Raw genomic sequence first — 17,291 nt, forward strand, 5'->3', positions numbered from 1 at the left:
AAAGAGGAGCCCAGACCATGCAACCAGTCGTCACAGCATTTTTCGATCCTGCCACCTTCACCTACAGCTACGTAGTGGTGGACCCCTGCACCCAACGCTGCGCGATCATCGACTCGGTACTGGATTACGATCCCGCCTCCGGGCGAACGTCGCACGACAGTGCTGATCGCCTGATCCAGCATGTAAAAGACCAGCAATTGCAGGTGGACTGGCTGCTGGAGACCCACGTGCACGCCGACCACCTCTCGGCGGCGCCCTACCTGAAACGCGAGCTGGGTGGCCAGTTGGCGATCGGTGAGAACATCACCATCGTGCAGCATACCTTCGGCAAGCTGTTCAATGCCGGCACAGAGTTCGCCACCGATGGCCGCCAGTTCGACCACCTGTTCAAGGATGGCGATACCTTCCACGTCGGCAACATCCAGGCCCGCGCCATTCATACCCCCGGCCATACGCCGGCGTGCATGACCTACCTGATCGGCGACGCCGGATTTGTTGGCGATACGCTGTTTATGCCGGACTACGGCACCGCGCGCTGTGACTTCCCCGGTGGCGACTCACATACGCTGTTCCAATCGATTCGTAAGTTGTTCGCTCTGCCCGATGAAACCCGTCTGTTTATGTGCCACGACTACAAGGCGCCAGGGCGCGACGAGTTCCTCTATCAGACCACCGTCGCGGAGCAGCGGGCGCACAATGTGCACGTGCATGAGGGCATCAACGAGTCGGACTTCGTTGCCATGCGCAGCGCCCGCGACGCCACTCTGGACATGCCGACGCTGATCCTGCCGTCGGTGCAGATCAACATGCGCGCCGGTCAACTGCCGCCGGCAGAGGATAACGGTATCCGCTACCTGAAAATCCCCCTCGACGTACTCTGAGGTACTGACCATGGATTCGCTAAAGCACCTAAGTTCCTCTATTGCGAATGCCAAGGGCTGGGTTGCAGCCGATCACGAGACCCTGCGCCATAAGGTGCAATTGATGTCCAGTATCTACTTCGACATGATGCTGCGTGGCCGCGAATGGATGGCCAAGCCCAAGCGCCTGCCGCATGAACCTGTTGCCGTTGAACCGTCCGCAGCCTGTGATGTTGGCAAGGAACCGGTTAAATGAAACTCAGCCACTGGCTGCCCTGCCTCGCCTGGGGCCGGCAATACAACCGCAGCAGCGCGACCCAGGACGGTATGGCCGCACTGATCGTGACGCTGATGCTGATCCCGCAGAGCCTGGCCTACGCCATGCTCGCCGGCTTGCCGCCGGTCATGGGTTTGTATGCGAGCATCCTGCCGCTGCTGGCCTATGCAGTGTTCGGGTCCAGCCGCACGCTGGCAGTGGGCCCGGTGGCCGTGGTGTCACTGATGACGGCGGCAGCGCTGGCACCCTTGTTCCCGGCGGGCAGCGAAGCGTATATCGGTGCGGCCATGCTCCTGGCGCTGCTGTCCGGTTTGCTGCTTAGCGCCATGGCGTTTTTGCGTCTGGGCTTTCTTGCCAACTTTCTCAGCCACCCGGTGGTCTCCGGCTTTATCAGCGCCTCCGGCATTCTGATCGCCATCGGCCAACTCAAGCACCTGTTCGGCATCTCGACCTCGGGAGTAAGCCTGCTACAGATTATCCCGCAACTCTGGCAAGGCTTGCCGGCCACACACTGGCAAACCCTGCTGATCGGCGTATTCAGCCTGGCCTGGCTGTGGTGGGCGCGCAAGCGGCTAAAACCGGCGCTGCAACGGCTGGGATTGTCCGCGCAAACGGCTGGCAACCTGGCCAAGGCTGGGCCGGTCCTGGCGATTATCGTGGCGATTGTGGTGGTGTCCTGGCTGCAGCTGGATCAGGCCGGGGTCAAAGTGGTCGGCGCAATCCCGCAAGGCCTGCCAGCCCTGGCATTGCCCACACTGGACCTGGAGCTGGCAATACAACTCTTACCCGCAGCGCTGCTGATCAGCCTGGTGGGCTTTGTCGAATCGGTTTCTGTCGGCCAGACGCTGGCCGCCAAACGCCGCCAGCGCATCGAGCCCGACAACGAATTGCTCGGCCTGGGTACTGCCAATCTCAGTGCGGCCTTCAGCGGCGGGTTCCCGATTACCGGCGGCTTTGCCCGCTCGGTGGTCAACTACGATGCCGGCGCGCAGACGCCCATGGCCGGTGTATTCACGGCCATGGGCATCGCCCTCAGTGTGATGCTGCTGACCCCGCTGCTGCATAACCTGCCCCACGCCGTATTGGCCGCGACCATCATCGTCGCCGTGCTCAGCCTGGTCGATCTCGGTTCACTGCGCCGCACCTGGCGCTACTCGCCTCAGGATGGGGCCGCACAACTGGCTACCCTGCTCGGCGTACTGCTGATTGGCGTGGGAGCGGGCATTCTGATCGGGGTAGGCCTGTCGCTGTTGCTGTTTCTCTGGCGCACCAGCCAGCCGCACATGGCCGTGGTCGGCCAGGTCCCGGGCAGCGAGCATTTTCGTAATATCGAGCGCTTTGCCGTGGTCGAGTCGCCCAGCGTGCTCTCCGTGCGGGTCGATGAGAGCCTGTATTTCCCCAACGCCCGCTACCTTGAGGACCGTATCAGCGAACTGATCGCCACCCGCCCACAGGTTCGCCACCTGGTGTTAATGTGCTCTGGCGTCAACCTGATTGATGCCAGCGCGCTTGATTCGCTGGAGACCATCGTCGAACGTTTGCAAACAGCCGGCGTGCAACTGCATCTGTCGGAAGTAAAAGGGCCGGTGATGGACCAGCTGCGCCGCTCGACCTTCCTCGAAAGCTTTGGAGGGCAGGTGTTCATTAGTCAGTTCGAAGCTCTGAAAACCCTGGCTCCGCAGGTCACGCAGCACACCCTGCGGCCAGTTAATCCGCCCGCCACCGCGCAGCCTGCTGCGCACAGGAAGTCTCTATGAAAACTGCCCATGATTTAGTTGCCGATGCCAAGCCTCAGATCCGTGAAGCCGAACTGGCCGCTGCCGAAGCGGCCATTCGCGAGGCGGATGTGCTGATCGACGTGCGTGAAGCCGATGAGTTTCGGGCTGGTCATATTCCAGGCGCCATCAACATTCCCCGCGGCCTGCTGGAGTTCAAACTCAGTAATGACCCCGAACTGTCGGCGCGCGACCGCAAGTTAGTCCTTTATTGCAAAACCAGCGGGCGCTCGATACTGGCCGCCCGCTCGCTGCAGGAGATGGGCTACCTGCAGGTGTTGTCATTACAAGGGGGCTTCGATGCCTGGTGCGAAGCGGGGAAAACCGTGGTCACGCCGACCCTGCCGTCTTTCGAATAAACACCCAAGAGATGAGGATGATACCGGCCTGTTCGCGAGGATGAAGATGTATAGCGTCGGGCCAATTCGCCTCAGGACGGTAGCCCTTCAGCCGGTGACAACTTGATTGCGCCCAGCGTTCTTTCCTGCATAAAGCGCCTTGTCGGCGCGCTGGAGCAGTGGATCGAGATGGTTTTCATTGTCTCGCTGCGCCACCCCAACCGTGGCAGTAACACGCAGCTGCGGAACCTCTTCGCTGACGGTTATCGCGGCCAGCTTGTCGACGAACCGCTGCGCGACCATCAATGCACTCGGCAGATCCGTTTCGGGGAGTAATGCCACAAACTCTTCGCCACCCAGACGCCCAAGGATATCGGTTGCCCGGAAGGAGTCGCGGCACAGCTGCCCTACCCGCTTGAGCACTTCATCACCCACGGCATGCCCCCAGGTATCGTTGATCTGTTTGAAATGATCCAGATCGATAATGCACAGGGTCAGCGGCTGCCCAGTGCGCAGCGAGCGATTAAGTTCGTGCTGGAACAGGGATTCGTATTGGCGGCGGTTGTTCAGCCCGGTCAGCGCGTCGGTCGTGGCCTGATGGACGAGCTCCGCTTGGAGCCGTGAGCGCTGCTCCACTTCGCGCGACAGCCTGGCGTTGACCTCCTGCGCCTGCTGCCACAACGCAAACTGCGTGCGTTGCAGTACCTGTGTACGCGCTGCGGTGCCCCAGCCCAGCCCTATTGGCATCAATGTCACGATTGAAATGCTGACTAGCTGAGACGGGACCAACGAATCAACGTGGTAGAGAATGACTACGGTCGACACACCCATATAGGAGGTCACGGCAAGAATCGCCGGGATGCGGTTCGGGATATACACGAAGGTTGTCACAAGCATGATCAGCGTCAGCGTGAAAGCCCAATGTGAGACTTCCGGGCGGAACAGGTACACCGCGAGAAAAGCAGTCATCCCTATGACTTCAAGAGCACTGATCCAGCGCGCTTGCGTAGCCAGCATCGGCCGACGCTTGATCTTCCAGGCGAAAAAAACGAGGGCGGCTACCATGCTCAGGCGGATGACTGTACTTACCCAAAAACCGGCACTATCGATGAGCGATTCGAGGTCCGCAAGTAGAAATACGAGTACCAGCGCAGCCCATACCGCAAGCGCCACCGTCATCTGGCGCGCGATGGCATGCTGATTTTTTTCCAGATAGGCGCGCTCCCTGTCAGGGTCGCGAAACTCTCCGGTCCAACCATTTATTTTCCAGCGCGGATCAATGCCTCCGGCTTCCATCTCTAGCGCCTGGGTGGCAACCGCATCGGGTATTGCTTCGACATCCGTCATTCGAGCTCCGCGTCCTTGCTTGACCCAGTTATAACCTTAAGCAGACTTCAACAGGGCACCGGAACCACTTTGTTTCGCCCGCCGGTTTTCCCTTCATAAAGAGCCTTATCGGCACGCCGGATCACATCTTCAATACTTGAGTCACTATTGCCGACTTCTGTGAGACCGAAGGTGGCCGTGACAGCTATCTGACCATCGGCGACCGCCAGAGGCGATGCTGACAATTTCTGCCGAAGACGATTGACCACCACTGCCGCATCATCGAGGCTGGTGTCGGGAAGCAGCAAAATGAATTCCTCCCCACCAAAACGCCCGACGATGTCGGATTGCCTCAGAGCGCTGGTGAACAGACCAGCAACATGTTTGAGCATCTGATCGCCCGCATCATGGCCATGCTCATCATTAACCCGTTTGAAAAAATCGATATCCGCAACACACAGCGATAGATGGCCGCCGTTACGCTTGCTGCGCTCACGCTCGCGGTCAAACAGACTTTCGTATTGGCGCCGGTTGAACAGACCGGTCAACGGATCGGTCGTGGCCTGGCGGCTCAGCTCCTGTTCCAGCACCTTGCGGCGCTCGATTTCGGCCTGCAGTTCTTTGTTCGCATCATTGGCTCGAGTAAACATTGCGTATTGCTGACGCTGCACGATCTGTAGTCGCTGGGTGGCAAGAAAACCCACCAATATCGGCGACATAAGAAGCACAAACGCCCCAAAAACTATTACGGTTGGTCGACCCGCCATAACCATGGTTAACAGGGTGCCAATCAGCCCAGTCAGTGCGGCAATGAGGGTGTAGACAAGCCTGTTCGGAATAAAGATGAACATCGAGATAAACAGCAGCCCTATCACCCCAACAGTGAAGGTAGCGACCTCTGGGCGAAGGACATAAATGAGATAGAAAAAGCTGAAGCCGAAGATTTGCAAGGCCATAGTGCAATGCCCTGCTGTGGCCAAATGCGGCTTGCTGAGCAGGACATATCCATAGGCGAAGATAAGCGCGGCAATCAATATCCGCGTACCCATCAATGTCAGGAACACGGGAGACATTCCGAGGCCCAGGTAATCCAGAAAGCCGAACAGCAGCAGGCAAGTAGCCCACGCTTTCAGCGCGATGCGCGTATGCCGAACCATGGCAGGCTGCATATGCTGGCGGAACGCCCTTTCCTCCGCCGAATCCCGGAACTCACCCAAAAACGGGGAAATCCTGAAGCGGTTGCTGGTTACTTCCATGTGAAATCTCCTGGCCATTACAGATGGGCCGCGAATCGGGTTCGCCGTTGCAAAAGTATCCGTCAAGTGCCGGCCAAGCGCCATAAGCAAGAAGGACTATTTGGAATCTTATAGACGAACCGTTGGCTTGGACCTCCGCTTTCAGCAGCGAGGGAGGCCCGATCCGAGGACATTATCCGTATAAAAAATTCTTTTTAGTTCAAATGCTTGACAGCTTCGCGTTAATCCGTAGAATGGCCGCCACAGACGCGGGGTGGAGCAGTCTGGTAGCTCGTCGGGCTCATAACCCGAAGGTCGTAGGTTCAAATCCTGCCCCCGCAACCAGACAAGTAAAGGCAGATCAATTCAAATTGATCTGCCTTTTTTGTGTTCTGCTTTCGCTGACATCCCATACTCTCTTCGCGTTACCGTTGGCGGGACCTGAAGTCGCCGCCCTCACCCGCTTGCCCTGACTTTCTTGACCTGACTACAACGCCTGCAGACTGAAAGCGTCCACCAGCCCTACTCCTATTGCCATGCCTACCAGAGCCGGCAGACTGTCTGCCTGCATGCGCTTCATGACTCTGGACCGATACAGATCAACGGTTTTCACACTGATACCCAATTGCTCCGCTATCTCACGATTGTTACTGCCTTGCACCAGCGGCAGAAGAATATCGCGCTCGCGGGGCGTCAGACTGTCCAGTCGGGATCGCACCTCATCCAGCGCTGAAGAACGCCGATCAACAGGAACAAGAGTGAGCGCACGCTGCACACTGTCCAGCAACAGCTGCTCGTTGTAGGGTTTTTCGATAAAGTCGACGGCGCCGCTGCGAAAAGCGCGCACCACCAGCGGTACATCGGCGTGGCCGCTGACAAATATCACCGGCAACTCGATACCGCGTTCACGCATGGCCTCCTGTACGGCAAGCCCGCCCATCCCGGGCATACGCACATCGAGCAGTACGCACGCCGGCACATGCGATTCGCAGGCTTCCAGAAAAGCGCGACCGCTGGTAAAGGGAACGCCCTGCAAGCCGACCGACTCCAGCAACCAGAGCGTTGAGTCGAGCAATCCCTGGTCGTCGTCCACTACATAAACCACCTGTTGTGGCGTCCCCGGCATTGCACTTCTCCTTAAATATGAATGGTGTTATCGATTCTCTGCGGCGGGGAGCCAGCAATACAGCCGCAGACCACCCGCCTGGGCAGGCTCAGCGCTCAGCCCGCCACCAAAGTCCTCCACGATACCGCGACTCATCGACAAGCCCAAGCCCAGCCCCTCAGCCTTGCTGGTATAAAAGGGCGTGAACATGTGCGCGAGCTGCTCTGCGGTTGCGCCCGGCCCCTCGTCGAGCACCTCAATCTCGACTTTCCCTGACGTAATGCCAAGCTTGAGCGTGATCTGCGAGGCGCTAGCTGGGTGGTTTTCCCTGTTCGCTTCAATAGCATTACGCAGCAGATTAAGCATAACCTGCTCAAGCAGGATCGGATCGACATAGACGTCAGGCAAGCCGTCGGGGATCTGTTCGACGATATGTACCTGATGCTGGTTCGCCTCCCAGGCACATAGGCGTACAGCCTCCCGCGCCAGCGTTGCCGGCTTTACCCGCTGCACTTTACGCGGCCCCTTGCGCAGAAAGGCGCGCAAGCGCTTGATGACCTTGGAGGCGTGATCGGCGTGGCCGGCGATGCGTTCCAGACCCTGCCGAACCTTCTCCTGCCGGCCATCAACATGGTTCAGCCCGGTCAGATAGCGTTGACTGGCACTGGCGTAATTAACGATCGCAGCCAGGGGCTGATTCATTTCATGCGCTATCCCGGAAGCCAGTTCGCCAAGGGTCGCCAGCCGCGCGGCATGCGCAAGCTCGTCCTGTAATCGACGATTGCTTTCCTCTGTATGCATGCGCTCGGTGATATCCCGCGATACGCTGACCACCTCCACGACCCGGCCGGTATAAGTGTCGCGGATCGCCCGACTGGCAGTTTCGAACCACAGGTAGTGTCCCTGCTGGTGGCGAATGCGATAGGTGGCCGTGAGATAGCCCTCCTGCTCCAACTCATCCCGGTAGCGCTTGAGCAAGCGCTCACTTTCCAGTGGGTGATACAGCGCCTGGATAGAGCTGCCGCGTAACTGCTCTGGCCAATAGCCCAACAGGGTCCAGGACGCTGGCGAGGCATCCAGGAAGCGCCCATCCGGTGTGTGCCGGGAAATCAGATCAGTGGTGTTCTCGATAATCAGCCGATACAGCCGGCTGGCAACAGTGGCGTCGCGTTGCTGACTCAGCCGTTCGGTGGCGTCCTGACCGCGCACCAGCACCAGCTGGACCCTGGCAACGGGGATAAAGGTCCATAGCAAAAATCGGCCATCAGCAGTCTGCGCTTCGACTTCGACGATGGCGCGATCCTGCGTCAGGCAAGCACGGGCCAGATGCACGGCGTTCGGCGGCAACAGGCTCATCGGCTGTTCGCCACCGGTCATGTCACGCATCGCCTGATTGCAGCTCTGAACGCGACCATCGATGTCCAGCATAGCGCCAGGCTGAGGATCGCTATCCAGCATCCAGAGAGAGACGTCGATGCTGGTCGCCCGGTCAGTCGATGGCATCTTCGGCGTATTTTTGCTCACATCGGACCTCCCTCAGATAAATATAGTATATATACTATAAAACCTTAGTCATATTTCCATATAGATCCTGGATAACTATAAATAGCCCCCATAGCAGCTGGTAACAGCACCAAGCGTTACCAGACCTAGAGCAAAGGAGCCTCTGACATCGCGGCATGATCAGCGCGGTAGTGTTTCAGGGGGTCGATAACAACATCGCCGCAGGTGGAATCATGTCTATCTTTCAAGAAGGTCTTTCACAGGGCCCGGTCAACCACGTTGCCCTCACGCCGTTGAGTTTCATTGAACGTACAGCCAGCGTCTACCCCGATTATCCGGCCATCATTCATGGCGCCATTCGACGCACCTGGAGCGAGACATACCAGCGCTGCCGTCGGCTGGCCTCAGCCCTGACCAACCGCGGTGTGGGCGCAGGCGACACGGTAGCGGTGATGCTGCCGAACATACCGGCAATGGTTGAAGCGCACTTCGGCGTTCCCATGTCCGGCGCAGTACTTAACACCCTCAACGTGCGCCTGGATGCTGAAGCGATCGCCTTCATGCTCAACCACGGCGAAGCACGCGTATTGATCACTGACCGTGAATTCCATGAAGTCATCCGTGAAGCGCTGCAGCTGATCGATCGTCCGATTCTTGTTGTCGATGTCGATGACCCTGAATACGGCGAAGGCGCAGCTGTGAGCGAGCTCGATTACGAGGCTTTCCTCGCCGAGGGTGATCCTGAGTTCGCCTGGCACTGGCCGAGCGACGAATGGCAGGCCATCTCGCTGAACTACACCTCCGGCACCACCGGCAACCCGAAGGGCGTGGTCTATCACCACCGCGGCGCCTACCTCAATGCCCTGGGCAATCAGATGACCTGGAGCATGGGTCAACATCCGGTTTATCTGTGGACCTTGCCGATGTTCCATTGCAACGGCTGGTGCCACCCCTGGACGGTCACTGCGCTGGCCGGTGTGCACGTGTGCCTGCGTCGGGTCGATCCGCAGAAAATCCTCAACCTGATCCACGACCATGGCGTGACCCACATGAGTGGCGCCCCGATCGTCCTGAATGCCCTGGTCAACATGCCCGAGAGCGCCAAGGCCGCGATTGATCACCCAGTCAAAGCCCAGGTCGCCGGCGCAGCGCCACCGGCCAAGGTTATTGGTGCGGTTGAAGCCATGGGCATCGAAGTCATGCATGTGTATGGCCTGACTGAGGTGTATGGCCCGGTGACGGTATGTGCCTGGCATGACGCCTGGAATGAACTGCCACTGGACCAACGCGCCCAGCTCAAATCCCGCCAGGGCGTGCGGTATCCGACCCTTGAAGGGGTGATGGTTGCCGATCAGGACAGCATGAAACCGGTTCCTGCAGATGGCGAAACCATCGGTGAGATCTTCATGCGCGGTAACACCGTGATGAAAGGTTATCTGAAAAATCCCGAGGCGACCGCCGAAGCCTTCGAAGGGGGCTGGTTCCACACCGGCGACCTCGCCGTGTGCCATCCCAACGGTTATATCGAGATCAAGGACCGACTCAAGGACATCATCATTTCCGGTGGCGAGAATATCTCCACCATCGAAGTGGAAGACACGCTCTACAAGCACCCCGCCGTGATGGAAGCAGCCGTGGTAGCGCGACCGGACGAGAAATGGGGTGAAACGCCCTGCGCCTATATCACCCTCAAGGGTGGTCAGCAGACTGACGAGGCAAGCGTCATGGAATTCTGCAGACAGCATCTGGCGGCGTTCAAGGTGCCTAAGACGGTGGTCTTCACCGACCTGCCGAAAACATCCACCGGCAAGATCCAGAAGTTTGTACTGCGCGACTGGGCGAAGGCCATCTGAGTCCAGCTTTTCTAGCAAGGGCGTCTCTTGAAAACGTAGCGAGCGAAGGTCAGGCAAGGCGAAACCGAACGAAAGAGCGGAGTTTACGTGTTGTAAATGAGCATCTTTAGCGAGGTTTCAACGCAGCATGGCCGAGCGCAGTAGTTTTCCAGAGGCGACCAATTTCCGTTTCACAACAACAACAAGCAGCCGTCCATGGGCGGCTGACGGAGGTCAGCATGCAACTCTACAAACGCGCCCACGGCGCTGAGCAACCCTTCTGGGCCTGCGGTCCGTTCAAGATCCGGCTCCCGTTCATTCATTATCGCTGGGAAACCGCCGAGATGATGCAGGCACTGATCATGTTCGTGGTCAGTCTCGGAATGATCCCGCTGCTGGAAAAGTATCTCGGCCTCCCCTATGACGTGGCGCTCGCCTACGTGGTGGTATGTGGTGTCGGCTTCATGTTGCCAGCGCTGCTCGGCGTGCCCATGGTGCCCGGCTGGATCACGCCGGCGATTCCAGTGGTACTGCTGTTTCTGAGTGATTTCGAGCCCGGCCCGGAGGCGATTCAGGCACTGTTTGCGTTGCAGTTTCTGGTATTCCTGATCTTCCTGGTATTGGGCGTGACCCGACTCGGCAGCGTGATGGTGCGCATCGTGCCGAACTCGATGAAGGGCGGCATCATTATCGGCGCGGGTATTGCCGCACTCATGGGCGAGATTTCCAGCGGTGGACGCCTGGCTAATACGCCGATCTCGCTGGTGCTGGGCAGCCTGATCTGCTTGTATCTGATGTTCTCGGTATCCTTCAAGGGACTCACCGAACGCGTGCCCATGATGCGCAAGATCGTCAACTACGGCATGGTGCCCGGCATGCTGGTAGCGATCATCGTCGGCATCGCCGTGGGTGAATACAAGATGCCCGACGTGCGCTGGGGCATCACCCAACCGGCGTTCGGCGAAATCTGGAACTACCTGCCGTTCAATGTCGGCTTTCCCGATCCGCAGGTGTTCCTGTATGCGGTGCCGACCGCGGTCATTGCCTACATCATTGCCTTTGGCGACATCATCGTCGGTCAGTCACTGATGCAACGTGCTGATGAGCTGCGCCCGGACGAGGTCATCGAAAACGACATCGACCGCGCGCACATTGTCACCGCCCTGCGCAACGGTCTGCATGCCTTCTTCGCGCCCTACCCCGGCCTCGCTGGCCCGATCTGGACCGCTGTCGCCGCAACCATGGCCGAGCGCTACAAGTATGGTCGCAAAGCGATGGACTCCATCTATAGCGGCGCAGGCACGTTCTGGATTACCGGCTTCCTGGCGCTGTTCATGCTGCCACTGGTGAGCTTTTTCCAGCCGGTATTGCCAATCGCTCTATCGCTGACGCTGATTCTCACCGGCTATATCTGTCTGATGGTCGGCTTCGAGCAGCTGAACAACAATACCGAGCGCGGCGTGGCTGGCACCATGGGGGTCGTGTTGGCGGTCTATGGCGCGGGCTGGGGTCTGGCGGCGGGCGCTGTGCTGTACCTACTGGTGGAACGCACCCATATCCTGCGTTTTCGCAGTGTGCATGACACCGACACAGACACGAATACCGACGCCGACACCAGCAAGCCTGCAGTCGACACGACGACAGTCCGCGATACCCCATGATCCCAGCTGCCAGGCTTACGCCTGGCAGCTGTTAGCCAAGGAGAATATCTATGCGCACCTTCACCACTCTTGAGGGCAACAGCCAACGCCTGGACGGCGGCGCGATGTTCGGGAACGCGCCCAAGGCGCTCTGGTCGCGCTGGGTCGAGACGGACGAAGCCAACCGCATACGCCTGAGCTGCCGCGCCATGCTGGTGCAGGAAGACGACCGTAACATCCTGGTAGAGACCGGCATCGGCGCCTTTTTCGAGCCCCGGCTCAAGGAACGCTATGGTGTGGTGGAATCAAGCCACGTGCTGCTCGACAGCCTGGCAGCGGCTGGCCTGCGCCATGAAGACATTGACGTGGTAGTGCTGACGCACATGCATTTCGACCACGCCGGCGGTCTGTTGTCAGAGTGGGATGCCGACAAGCCACTGCAGCTGCTGTTTCCCAACGCCACCTTCGTCACCGGCCAGCGCCACTGGTGCCGGGCCAAGCGCCCGCACCCACGCGACCAGGCATCGTTCATCCCTAAGCTACTGACGATGCTGGAAGACAGCGGCCGACTGGAACTGATCAACGACGGCGAGCAGTCCGAGACGCTTGGCCCTGACTGGCGCTTTCGTTTCAGCGACGGCCATACCCCGGGACTGATGATTCCCGAGTTCGATATGCCCGACGGCCCGGTAGTGTTCCCGGGCGACCTGATTCCCGGCGCGCCCTGGGTGCACCTGCCCATCACCATGGGTTATGACCGGTTTCCGGAAGGCCTGATCGAAGAAAAGGAAGCGCTGCTCGACTACCTGGTCGCAGCAAAGGGCCGACTGGTTTTCACCCACGACCCGCAGGTGGCCGTAGCCCGGGTGGAACGGGAGGAAACGAACGGCAAGTACAGCGTGTGTCAGACGCTGAGTGCTGCCAGTGGAGTGACTCGGTAGCACACTGCGCTTGAAGGACTGGGCTCGAACGAGCCCAGTGCGCTCAACCCTATTTTATTCTGCCGCAGCCTTTCCTGGCTGGTAGTACCCCACCACGACCAGGTAATCATCGACTTTGCGCGCGTAGGCGTGCTTGCTTTCGACGTCGCCGCTGATCGGGTGTTTCCACTGGTAGTTGAACTCCGCCGTATCGGACTTGGCTATCTTGTCCACCGCTTCCTTCCCGAAGGGCTTGCCTGTGATGTCGGTCAACTGGCTGAAGTCGCGCCCTACCAATCGAAGATTGGAGCCGTGGGCAACGAAACGATTGTTCTCAAGCTCAACCACGAACACATACAGGTCGTCCTTGTAGAACCTTGGATCGAGCGCATTGACTGCCTTGAAGGTTTCCCGCGGATCAGCACGTACAGCCTCGACTGCCGTATCCAGCAATTTCAGAGCATCTTCAGAGCTCGCTCGAGGCTGGTAATAACCCACCACGAAGATCTTGTCCTCGACCCGCTGATAATAGACGTGCTTGGTAATCTCACGTCCGGCGGTATTCCAACTGCTCCAGGGGTATTCCCCCTCATGGATAGTGTCGGATTCGGGCAGGCTTAGCGCGTCCTCGAATTTCTTCTTCAGATCATCGTCGACCGCATTGTAAATGTCCCGGCCAGTCAACATCACCGACGGCCCGCCGCTGGCCAGCATGATGCCGTTAGTGTTTACCACGTAGACGTAGAGATCGTCCTTCACAAAGGGCCCTTGCCTGCTGAAAACGGCCAAGGCCTTATCGCCGTTTTCCTGATAGTACTCGACGGCTTCGGTGAGGAGCTCGCGGGCGGCGTCTGCCTCCTGCGGCGCTGATTCAGCCTGTACGTAGGCCGGCAATACCAGCCCAGCGATAAGTACCCTGAAAAACGTGCGTATTTCTTTTCTAAGCATCTGATTTTCCTTCCCGACAGGTGTGGTTGTAGTTCTCTTTTTCAAGCCATACCGATCGGCTTGCTGCACCTACGCCGAGGAAATGACTAAGTGTAAAAAAACATTTTGATTTGTTTTATTGCAAAGGTTAGTCTGATATGGATCTTAGGGCAAGCTGATTGCTCTGTCGCTCTGCGGCACGGAAAACAATAACTCAAGAAGGCTCCGGCTATGACCTCTATTTCCAATAAGCAAAAGAATCTGATTTCTCAACTTGGCAGCATCATGCAGCTGGCCTGGGTACCGAAAGACTACGATGCCACTTTGCGCTATTGGACCGAAACCATGGGGGTCGGCCCCTTTTTCGATATGCAGCATATACAGGTTGATGCCTGCAAATACCGTGGTCAGCCAGTGAATCTGGATTTCTCGGTGGCCATTGCCTACTGGGGCGACATGCAGATTGAGCTGATTCGCCAGCACAATGATGCACCCTCTATCTATCAGCGCTGGCTCGAGGAAGGTCGTGAAGGCTTGCATCATGTATGTCTGGTGGTAGGCAACATGGAGCAGGCCAGGGCGACCTGCGCTGCAGCCGGTGCCGAGGTGATGCAGGAAGTCTGGCTACCAGGTGGTGGCGAAGCAATCTATGTCGACGCCGGCGGATTGTTGGTGGAAATGATCGATTTCCCTGCAGAGCACCTGGCGGTCTTCGATGACATGAAGGCTGCCGCAGCTGCTTGGGACGGCACCGATCCCGTACGGCTGCTTGGCTGATATTCCGTCCACCAAAGCGAACCTGATCGGCAAAAAAAAAGAGATACCCATGAATCTAGCCACCCTTGCACGCCCGACCGGGGCGACTGTGCCAAGTATCAAACAGGCGCTGCCTCTGATCGTGGACTATCTGACTACTCACTACGGTGCGCAAGCGACACACATCAGTGAAGCGACTCGCCTGTCCGGAGGCGCCATACAGGAAAACTGGCTGCTGCAGGTGCATCAACAAGGTGGCCGCATGCATGGCGACAACCGCTGGGTGTTGCGAACCGATGCCCCCTCCGGGGTCGCAGCGAGCATGACCCGCGCGCAGGAGTTCGCGGTGCTGCGCTGTGCATTTGACGCGGGAGCCAAGGTCCCCGAGCCTCTACTGTTGTGCTCCGATCTCGATGTCGCAGGCCGCGAATTCTTTGTCATGCAAGCGTTGAATGGAACGGCCTCTGGCCCGCAATTGACCAGCGATACATCACTGGATCCACACCGTGCAGCCCTGTGTCATGAGCTGGGCGTCAGCCTCGCCAACCTGCACCGCATTGTGCCGCCGCACCCGCAGTTGGGTTTCCTGCCCGAACCGGCCGCCGATCACGCACAAGCCTGTATCGAGACCTATCGCAACTACCTGGATACTCTCAACGACAGATTTCCGGTGCTGGAATGGGGCTTGCGTTGGTGTGAACTGAACCGTCCACAACCCATCGCGCCCTGTCTGATACACCGCGACTACCGCACCGGCAATTACATGGTGGCGGATGGGCAGCTGAGCGGGATTCTGGATTGGGAGTTCGCTGGCTGGGGGGATCCCAGGGAAGATATCGGCTGGCTCACCGCACGCTGCTGGCGCTTTGCCGGAGCGGATCGAGAAGCGGGTGGGGTTGGTGAACTGAACGATTTTCTGTCCGGCTACCACAGCGTCTCCGACCTGCAGATCGACCGCCCTACGCTGACCTATTGGCAAGTCATGGCGCATCTGCGCTGGGCTATCATCGCCCTGCAACAGGCCGAGCGCTATCTGAGTGGCGGTGAAGATTCTCTCGAGCTGGGCCTGACCGGGCGCATGTTGCCTGAGTTGGAACAGGAAATACTGTTACTGACCGGAGCCGTCCAATGAGTCGTCCCGATGCCACCGCGCTACTGCAAACCGCCAGGCAGACACTCTTTTCTCAACTGTTGCCGGCGTTACCCAAAGAACTGCACTACGAAGCCCGGATGATGGCCAATGCCATGATCATTGCCGTACGCGAGCAGCAGCTGGGTGAGACTTGCGCCGCACAGGAACAGGCTCACCTGCAGACTCTGCTGAACACCACGGATTCCCAGCGCTCCATGCAAGAGCTCCGTGCACAGCTCGGCAAAGCCATCCGGCTTGGCGAGTTCGATCAACATGACCAGTTATCAGCGCTGCTGCTGCAGATCACCCACGCCAAACTGGCCATCAGCAACCCCAAGGCCGTGCGCAACTGACGCACCAACGGCAACAGGAGAAATACAATGGATTTCAGCCTAGATCAGGAGCTTCTCGAATTACGCCAACGTACGCGTGACTTCATCGCCGAGCAGGTCATTCCGCTGGAGCGCGACTCGCGTCAGACCCCGCATGGCCCAAATGAAGAGCTGCGCAACGAGCTGGTCGAGCGTGCACGTCGCGCCGGACTGCTGACACCTCATGCCTCAAAGGAACTCGGTGGACTGGGACTCAGCCATCGCGCCAAGGCGATCGTGTTTGAAGAGGCCGGCTATTCACCGCTGGGGCCGATCGCGCTGAATATCCATGCGCCCGATGAAGGCAATATCCACATGATGGAAGTGGTCGCCAATGATGCGCAAAAGGATCGCTGGCTCAAGCCATTGATTGATGGCCGAATCCGCTCCTGCTTCGCCATGACGGAGCCCGATCCGGGCGCAGGTTCAGACCCATCGATGATGAATACCACCGCCGTCAAGGACGGCGACGATTATGTAATCAACGGCAGAAAATGGTTCATCACCGGTGCCAGCGGCGCCGGTTTCGCCATCATCATGGCGAAAATGGAGGATGGCAAAGCCACGATGTTTCTGACCGATACCGACCGTCCCGGCTTCAACATTCAGCGCATGATGGACTCGCTGGACAGTTGCTTTACCGGTGGGCACGCCGTCATCGAACTGAAAAACCTGCGTATCCCGGCCACCGACGTGTTGGGTGAGATTGGCAAAGGATTTCGCTACGCTCAGATTCGCCTGGCACCTGCGCGATTGACCCACTGCATGCGCTGGCTGGGCGCGGCGCGACGCGCCCACGATATCGCCTGCGACTATGCACGTACCCGTCAGTCTTTCGGCAAGCCGCTGGGTGAGCACCAGGGCATCGGATTCATGCTGGCCGATAACGAGATGGACCTGCATAGCACTCGGCTGGCGATCTGGCATTGCGCCTGGGTACTGGATCAGGGTGAGCGCGGCAACGTTGAATCCAGCATGACCAAGGTACTCAGCTCTGAAGCGATCTGGCGCGTGGTCGACCGTTGCGTGCAAACACTTGGCGGTCAGGGCGTCACCGGGGAGCAGATTGTCGAGCGTATTTTCCGCGATGTGCGACCGTTTCGCATTTATGATGGCCCCAGCGAAGTCCATCGCATGAGTCTGGCCAAGAAAATACTGGCCAATGACCTGCATTAAATGAGCTGCGCCGTGACGCGGCGAAGCATGCTTCGCCGCGTTCCAGCCTTGGGTCACTGAATTTCCTTGATTTCAGTTGGCCCTTTTTTATTTAACATGACCTGCCTTGCAGGCAAAA

Annotated in this window: 16 protein-coding genes and 1 tRNA gene; 12 read left to right on the top strand and 5 right to left on the bottom strand. The window is 58.5% G+C overall.

The genetic code is table 11. The features are described 5' to 3' along the window. Positions 1–17: 17 nt before the first annotated feature. From FHK95_RS00355 to FHK95_RS00370, 4 genes are read left to right on the top strand one after another with little or no spacing between them, the layout of a single operon-like run. On the top strand, positions 18–881 hold the full coding sequence (locus FHK95_RS00355; RefSeq protein WP_150302606.1) for an MBL fold metallo-hydrolase: 864 nt from the start codon (positions 18–20) through the stop codon (positions 879–881). 10 nt (positions 882–891) lie between these two features. After that, entirely contained in the window at positions 892–1,116 is a 225-nt protein-coding gene (locus tag FHK95_RS00360) for a hypothetical protein (RefSeq protein ID WP_150302607.1), read from the top strand. After that, a complete protein-coding gene (locus FHK95_RS00365; RefSeq protein WP_150302608.1) occupies positions 1,113–2,894 on the top strand; it encodes a SulP family inorganic anion transporter in 1,782 nt (593 codons plus the stop codon). Before FHK95_RS00360 ends, FHK95_RS00365 begins: the two co-directional genes overlap by 4 nt. Then, on the top strand, positions 2,891–3,271 hold the full coding sequence (locus FHK95_RS00370; protein WP_150302609.1) for a rhodanese-like domain-containing protein: 381 nt from the start codon (positions 2,891–2,893) through the stop codon (positions 3,269–3,271). The genes FHK95_RS00365 and FHK95_RS00370 overlap by 4 nt, the downstream gene beginning before the upstream one ends. Before the next feature lie 87 nt (positions 3,272–3,358). Here the strand turns inward: FHK95_RS00370 and FHK95_RS00375 are convergent, their stop codons facing one another. Continuing rightward, positions 3,359–4,597, bottom strand: coding sequence for a GGDEF domain-containing protein (locus FHK95_RS00375; protein ID WP_150302610.1), 1,239 nt, complete (start codon positions 4,595–4,597; stop codon positions 3,359–3,361). Between the two features lie 47 nt (positions 4,598–4,644). Beyond that, the gene (locus FHK95_RS00380) at positions 4,645–5,916 is read right to left on the bottom strand and encodes a GGDEF domain-containing protein (RefSeq protein ID WP_235906687.1); all 1,272 of its coding nucleotides are present in this window, start codon (positions 5,914–5,916) and stop codon (positions 4,645–4,647) included. Between the two features lie 163 nt (positions 5,917–6,079). Here FHK95_RS00380 and FHK95_RS00385 point away from each other — a divergent pair. Next, a tRNA-Met gene (locus FHK95_RS00385) sits at positions 6,080–6,156 on the top strand. Between the two features lie 142 nt (positions 6,157–6,298). Here FHK95_RS00385 and FHK95_RS00390 read toward each other — a convergent pair. Further along, positions 6,299–6,937 (bottom strand): response regulator transcription factor, encoded by a 639-nt coding sequence (locus tag FHK95_RS00390; protein ID WP_150302612.1) that lies wholly within the window; start codon positions 6,935–6,937, stop codon positions 6,299–6,301. 27 nt (positions 6,938–6,964) lie between these two features. Further along, complete coding sequence (locus FHK95_RS00395) at positions 6,965–8,419, bottom strand: PAS domain-containing sensor histidine kinase (protein ID WP_150302919.1); 1,455 nt, start codon at positions 8,417–8,419, stop codon at positions 6,965–6,967. Between the two features lie 233 nt (positions 8,420–8,652). On the opposite strand from FHK95_RS00395, the gene FHK95_RS00400 reads away from it, so the two are divergent. The 3 genes from FHK95_RS00400 to FHK95_RS00410 all read left to right on the top strand — a co-directional run bounded on the left by FHK95_RS00400 (position 8,653) and on the right by FHK95_RS00410 (position 12,832). Then, positions 8,653–10,272, top strand: coding sequence for an acyl-CoA synthetase (locus FHK95_RS00400; protein ID WP_150302613.1), 1,620 nt, complete (start codon positions 8,653–8,655; stop codon positions 10,270–10,272). A gap of 218 nt (positions 10,273–10,490) precedes the next feature. Then, the gene (locus tag FHK95_RS00405; RefSeq protein ID WP_150302614.1) at positions 10,491–11,912 is read left to right on the top strand and encodes a solute carrier family 23 protein; all 1,422 of its coding nucleotides are present in this window, start codon (positions 10,491–10,493) and stop codon (positions 11,910–11,912) included. A gap of 50 nt (positions 11,913–11,962) precedes the next feature. Further along, on the top strand, positions 11,963–12,832 hold the full coding sequence (locus tag FHK95_RS00410; RefSeq protein ID WP_150302615.1) for an MBL fold metallo-hydrolase: 870 nt from the start codon (positions 11,963–11,965) through the stop codon (positions 12,830–12,832). Positions 12,833–12,886: 54 nt separating this feature from the next. Here the strand turns inward: FHK95_RS00410 and FHK95_RS00415 are convergent, their stop codons facing one another. Beyond that, positions 12,887–13,759 carry a cache domain-containing protein gene (locus FHK95_RS00415; RefSeq protein WP_150302616.1) on the bottom strand — a complete coding sequence of 291 codons (873 nt, stop codon included), beginning with the start codon at positions 13,757–13,759 and terminating at the stop codon, positions 12,887–12,889. A 210-nt stretch (positions 13,760–13,969) separates the two neighbouring features. Here FHK95_RS00415 and FHK95_RS00420 point away from each other — a divergent pair, with 210 nt between their 5' ends. From FHK95_RS00420 to FHK95_RS00435, 4 genes are read left to right on the top strand one after another with little or no spacing between them, the layout of a single operon-like run. Further along, a complete protein-coding gene (locus FHK95_RS00420) occupies positions 13,970–14,515 on the top strand; it encodes a VOC family protein (protein WP_150302617.1) in 546 nt (181 codons plus the stop codon). A gap of 49 nt (positions 14,516–14,564) precedes the next feature. Beyond that, the gene (locus tag FHK95_RS00425) at positions 14,565–15,626 is read left to right on the top strand and encodes a phosphotransferase family protein (protein WP_150302618.1); all 1,062 of its coding nucleotides are present in this window, start codon (positions 14,565–14,567) and stop codon (positions 15,624–15,626) included. Then, positions 15,623–15,979, top strand: a complete 357-nt coding sequence (locus FHK95_RS00430) for a DUF6285 domain-containing protein (protein ID WP_150302619.1) — start codon at positions 15,623–15,625, stop codon at positions 15,977–15,979. Before FHK95_RS00425 ends, FHK95_RS00430 begins: the two co-directional genes overlap by 4 nt. 27 nt (positions 15,980–16,006) lie before the next feature. Next, positions 16,007–17,173 carry an acyl-CoA dehydrogenase family protein gene (locus FHK95_RS00435; protein WP_150302620.1) on the top strand — a complete coding sequence of 389 codons (1,167 nt, stop codon included), beginning with the start codon at positions 16,007–16,009 and terminating at the stop codon, positions 17,171–17,173. The last annotated feature ends 118 nt before the right edge of the window (positions 17,174–17,291 follow it).

The organism is Pseudomonas saliphila, assembly GCF_008638345.1.
GTDB lineage: Bacteria > Pseudomonadota > Gammaproteobacteria > Pseudomonadales > Pseudomonadaceae > Halopseudomonas > Halopseudomonas saliphila.

Coding starts and splice junctions, on each gene's coding strand:
- FHK95_RS00355 (WP_150302606.1), top strand. CDS start 18: ATGCAACCAGTCGTCACAGCATTTTTCGATCCTGCCACCTTCACCTAC.
- FHK95_RS00360 (WP_150302607.1), top strand. CDS start 892: ATGGATTCGCTAAAGCACCTAAGTTCCTCTATTGCGAATGCCAAGGGC.
- FHK95_RS00365 (WP_150302608.1), top strand. CDS start 1,113: ATGAAACTCAGCCACTGGCTGCCCTGCCTCGCCTGGGGCCGGCAATAC.
- FHK95_RS00370 (WP_150302609.1), top strand. CDS start 2,891: ATGAAAACTGCCCATGATTTAGTTGCCGATGCCAAGCCTCAGATCCGT.
- FHK95_RS00375 (WP_150302610.1), bottom strand. CDS start 4,597: ATGACGGATGTCGAAGCAATACCCGATGCGGTTGCCACCCAGGCGCTA.
- FHK95_RS00380 (WP_235906687.1), bottom strand. CDS start 5,916: ATGGCGCTTGGCCGGCACTTGACGGATACTTTTGCAACGGCGAACCCG.
- FHK95_RS00390 (WP_150302612.1), bottom strand. CDS start 6,937: ATGCCGGGGACGCCACAACAGGTGGTTTATGTAGTGGACGACGACCAG.
- FHK95_RS00395 (WP_150302919.1), bottom strand. CDS start 8,419: ATGCCATCGACTGACCGGGCGACCAGCATCGACGTCTCTCTCTGGATG.
- FHK95_RS00400 (WP_150302613.1), top strand. CDS start 8,653: ATGTCTATCTTTCAAGAAGGTCTTTCACAGGGCCCGGTCAACCACGTT.
- FHK95_RS00405 (WP_150302614.1), top strand. CDS start 10,491: ATGCAACTCTACAAACGCGCCCACGGCGCTGAGCAACCCTTCTGGGCC.
- FHK95_RS00410 (WP_150302615.1), top strand. CDS start 11,963: ATGCGCACCTTCACCACTCTTGAGGGCAACAGCCAACGCCTGGACGGC.
- FHK95_RS00415 (WP_150302616.1), bottom strand. CDS start 13,759: ATGCTTAGAAAAGAAATACGCACGTTTTTCAGGGTACTTATCGCTGGG.
- FHK95_RS00420 (WP_150302617.1), top strand. CDS start 13,970: ATGACCTCTATTTCCAATAAGCAAAAGAATCTGATTTCTCAACTTGGC.
- FHK95_RS00425 (WP_150302618.1), top strand. CDS start 14,565: ATGAATCTAGCCACCCTTGCACGCCCGACCGGGGCGACTGTGCCAAGT.
- FHK95_RS00430 (WP_150302619.1), top strand. CDS start 15,623: ATGAGTCGTCCCGATGCCACCGCGCTACTGCAAACCGCCAGGCAGACA.
- FHK95_RS00435 (WP_150302620.1), top strand. CDS start 16,007: ATGGATTTCAGCCTAGATCAGGAGCTTCTCGAATTACGCCAACGTACG.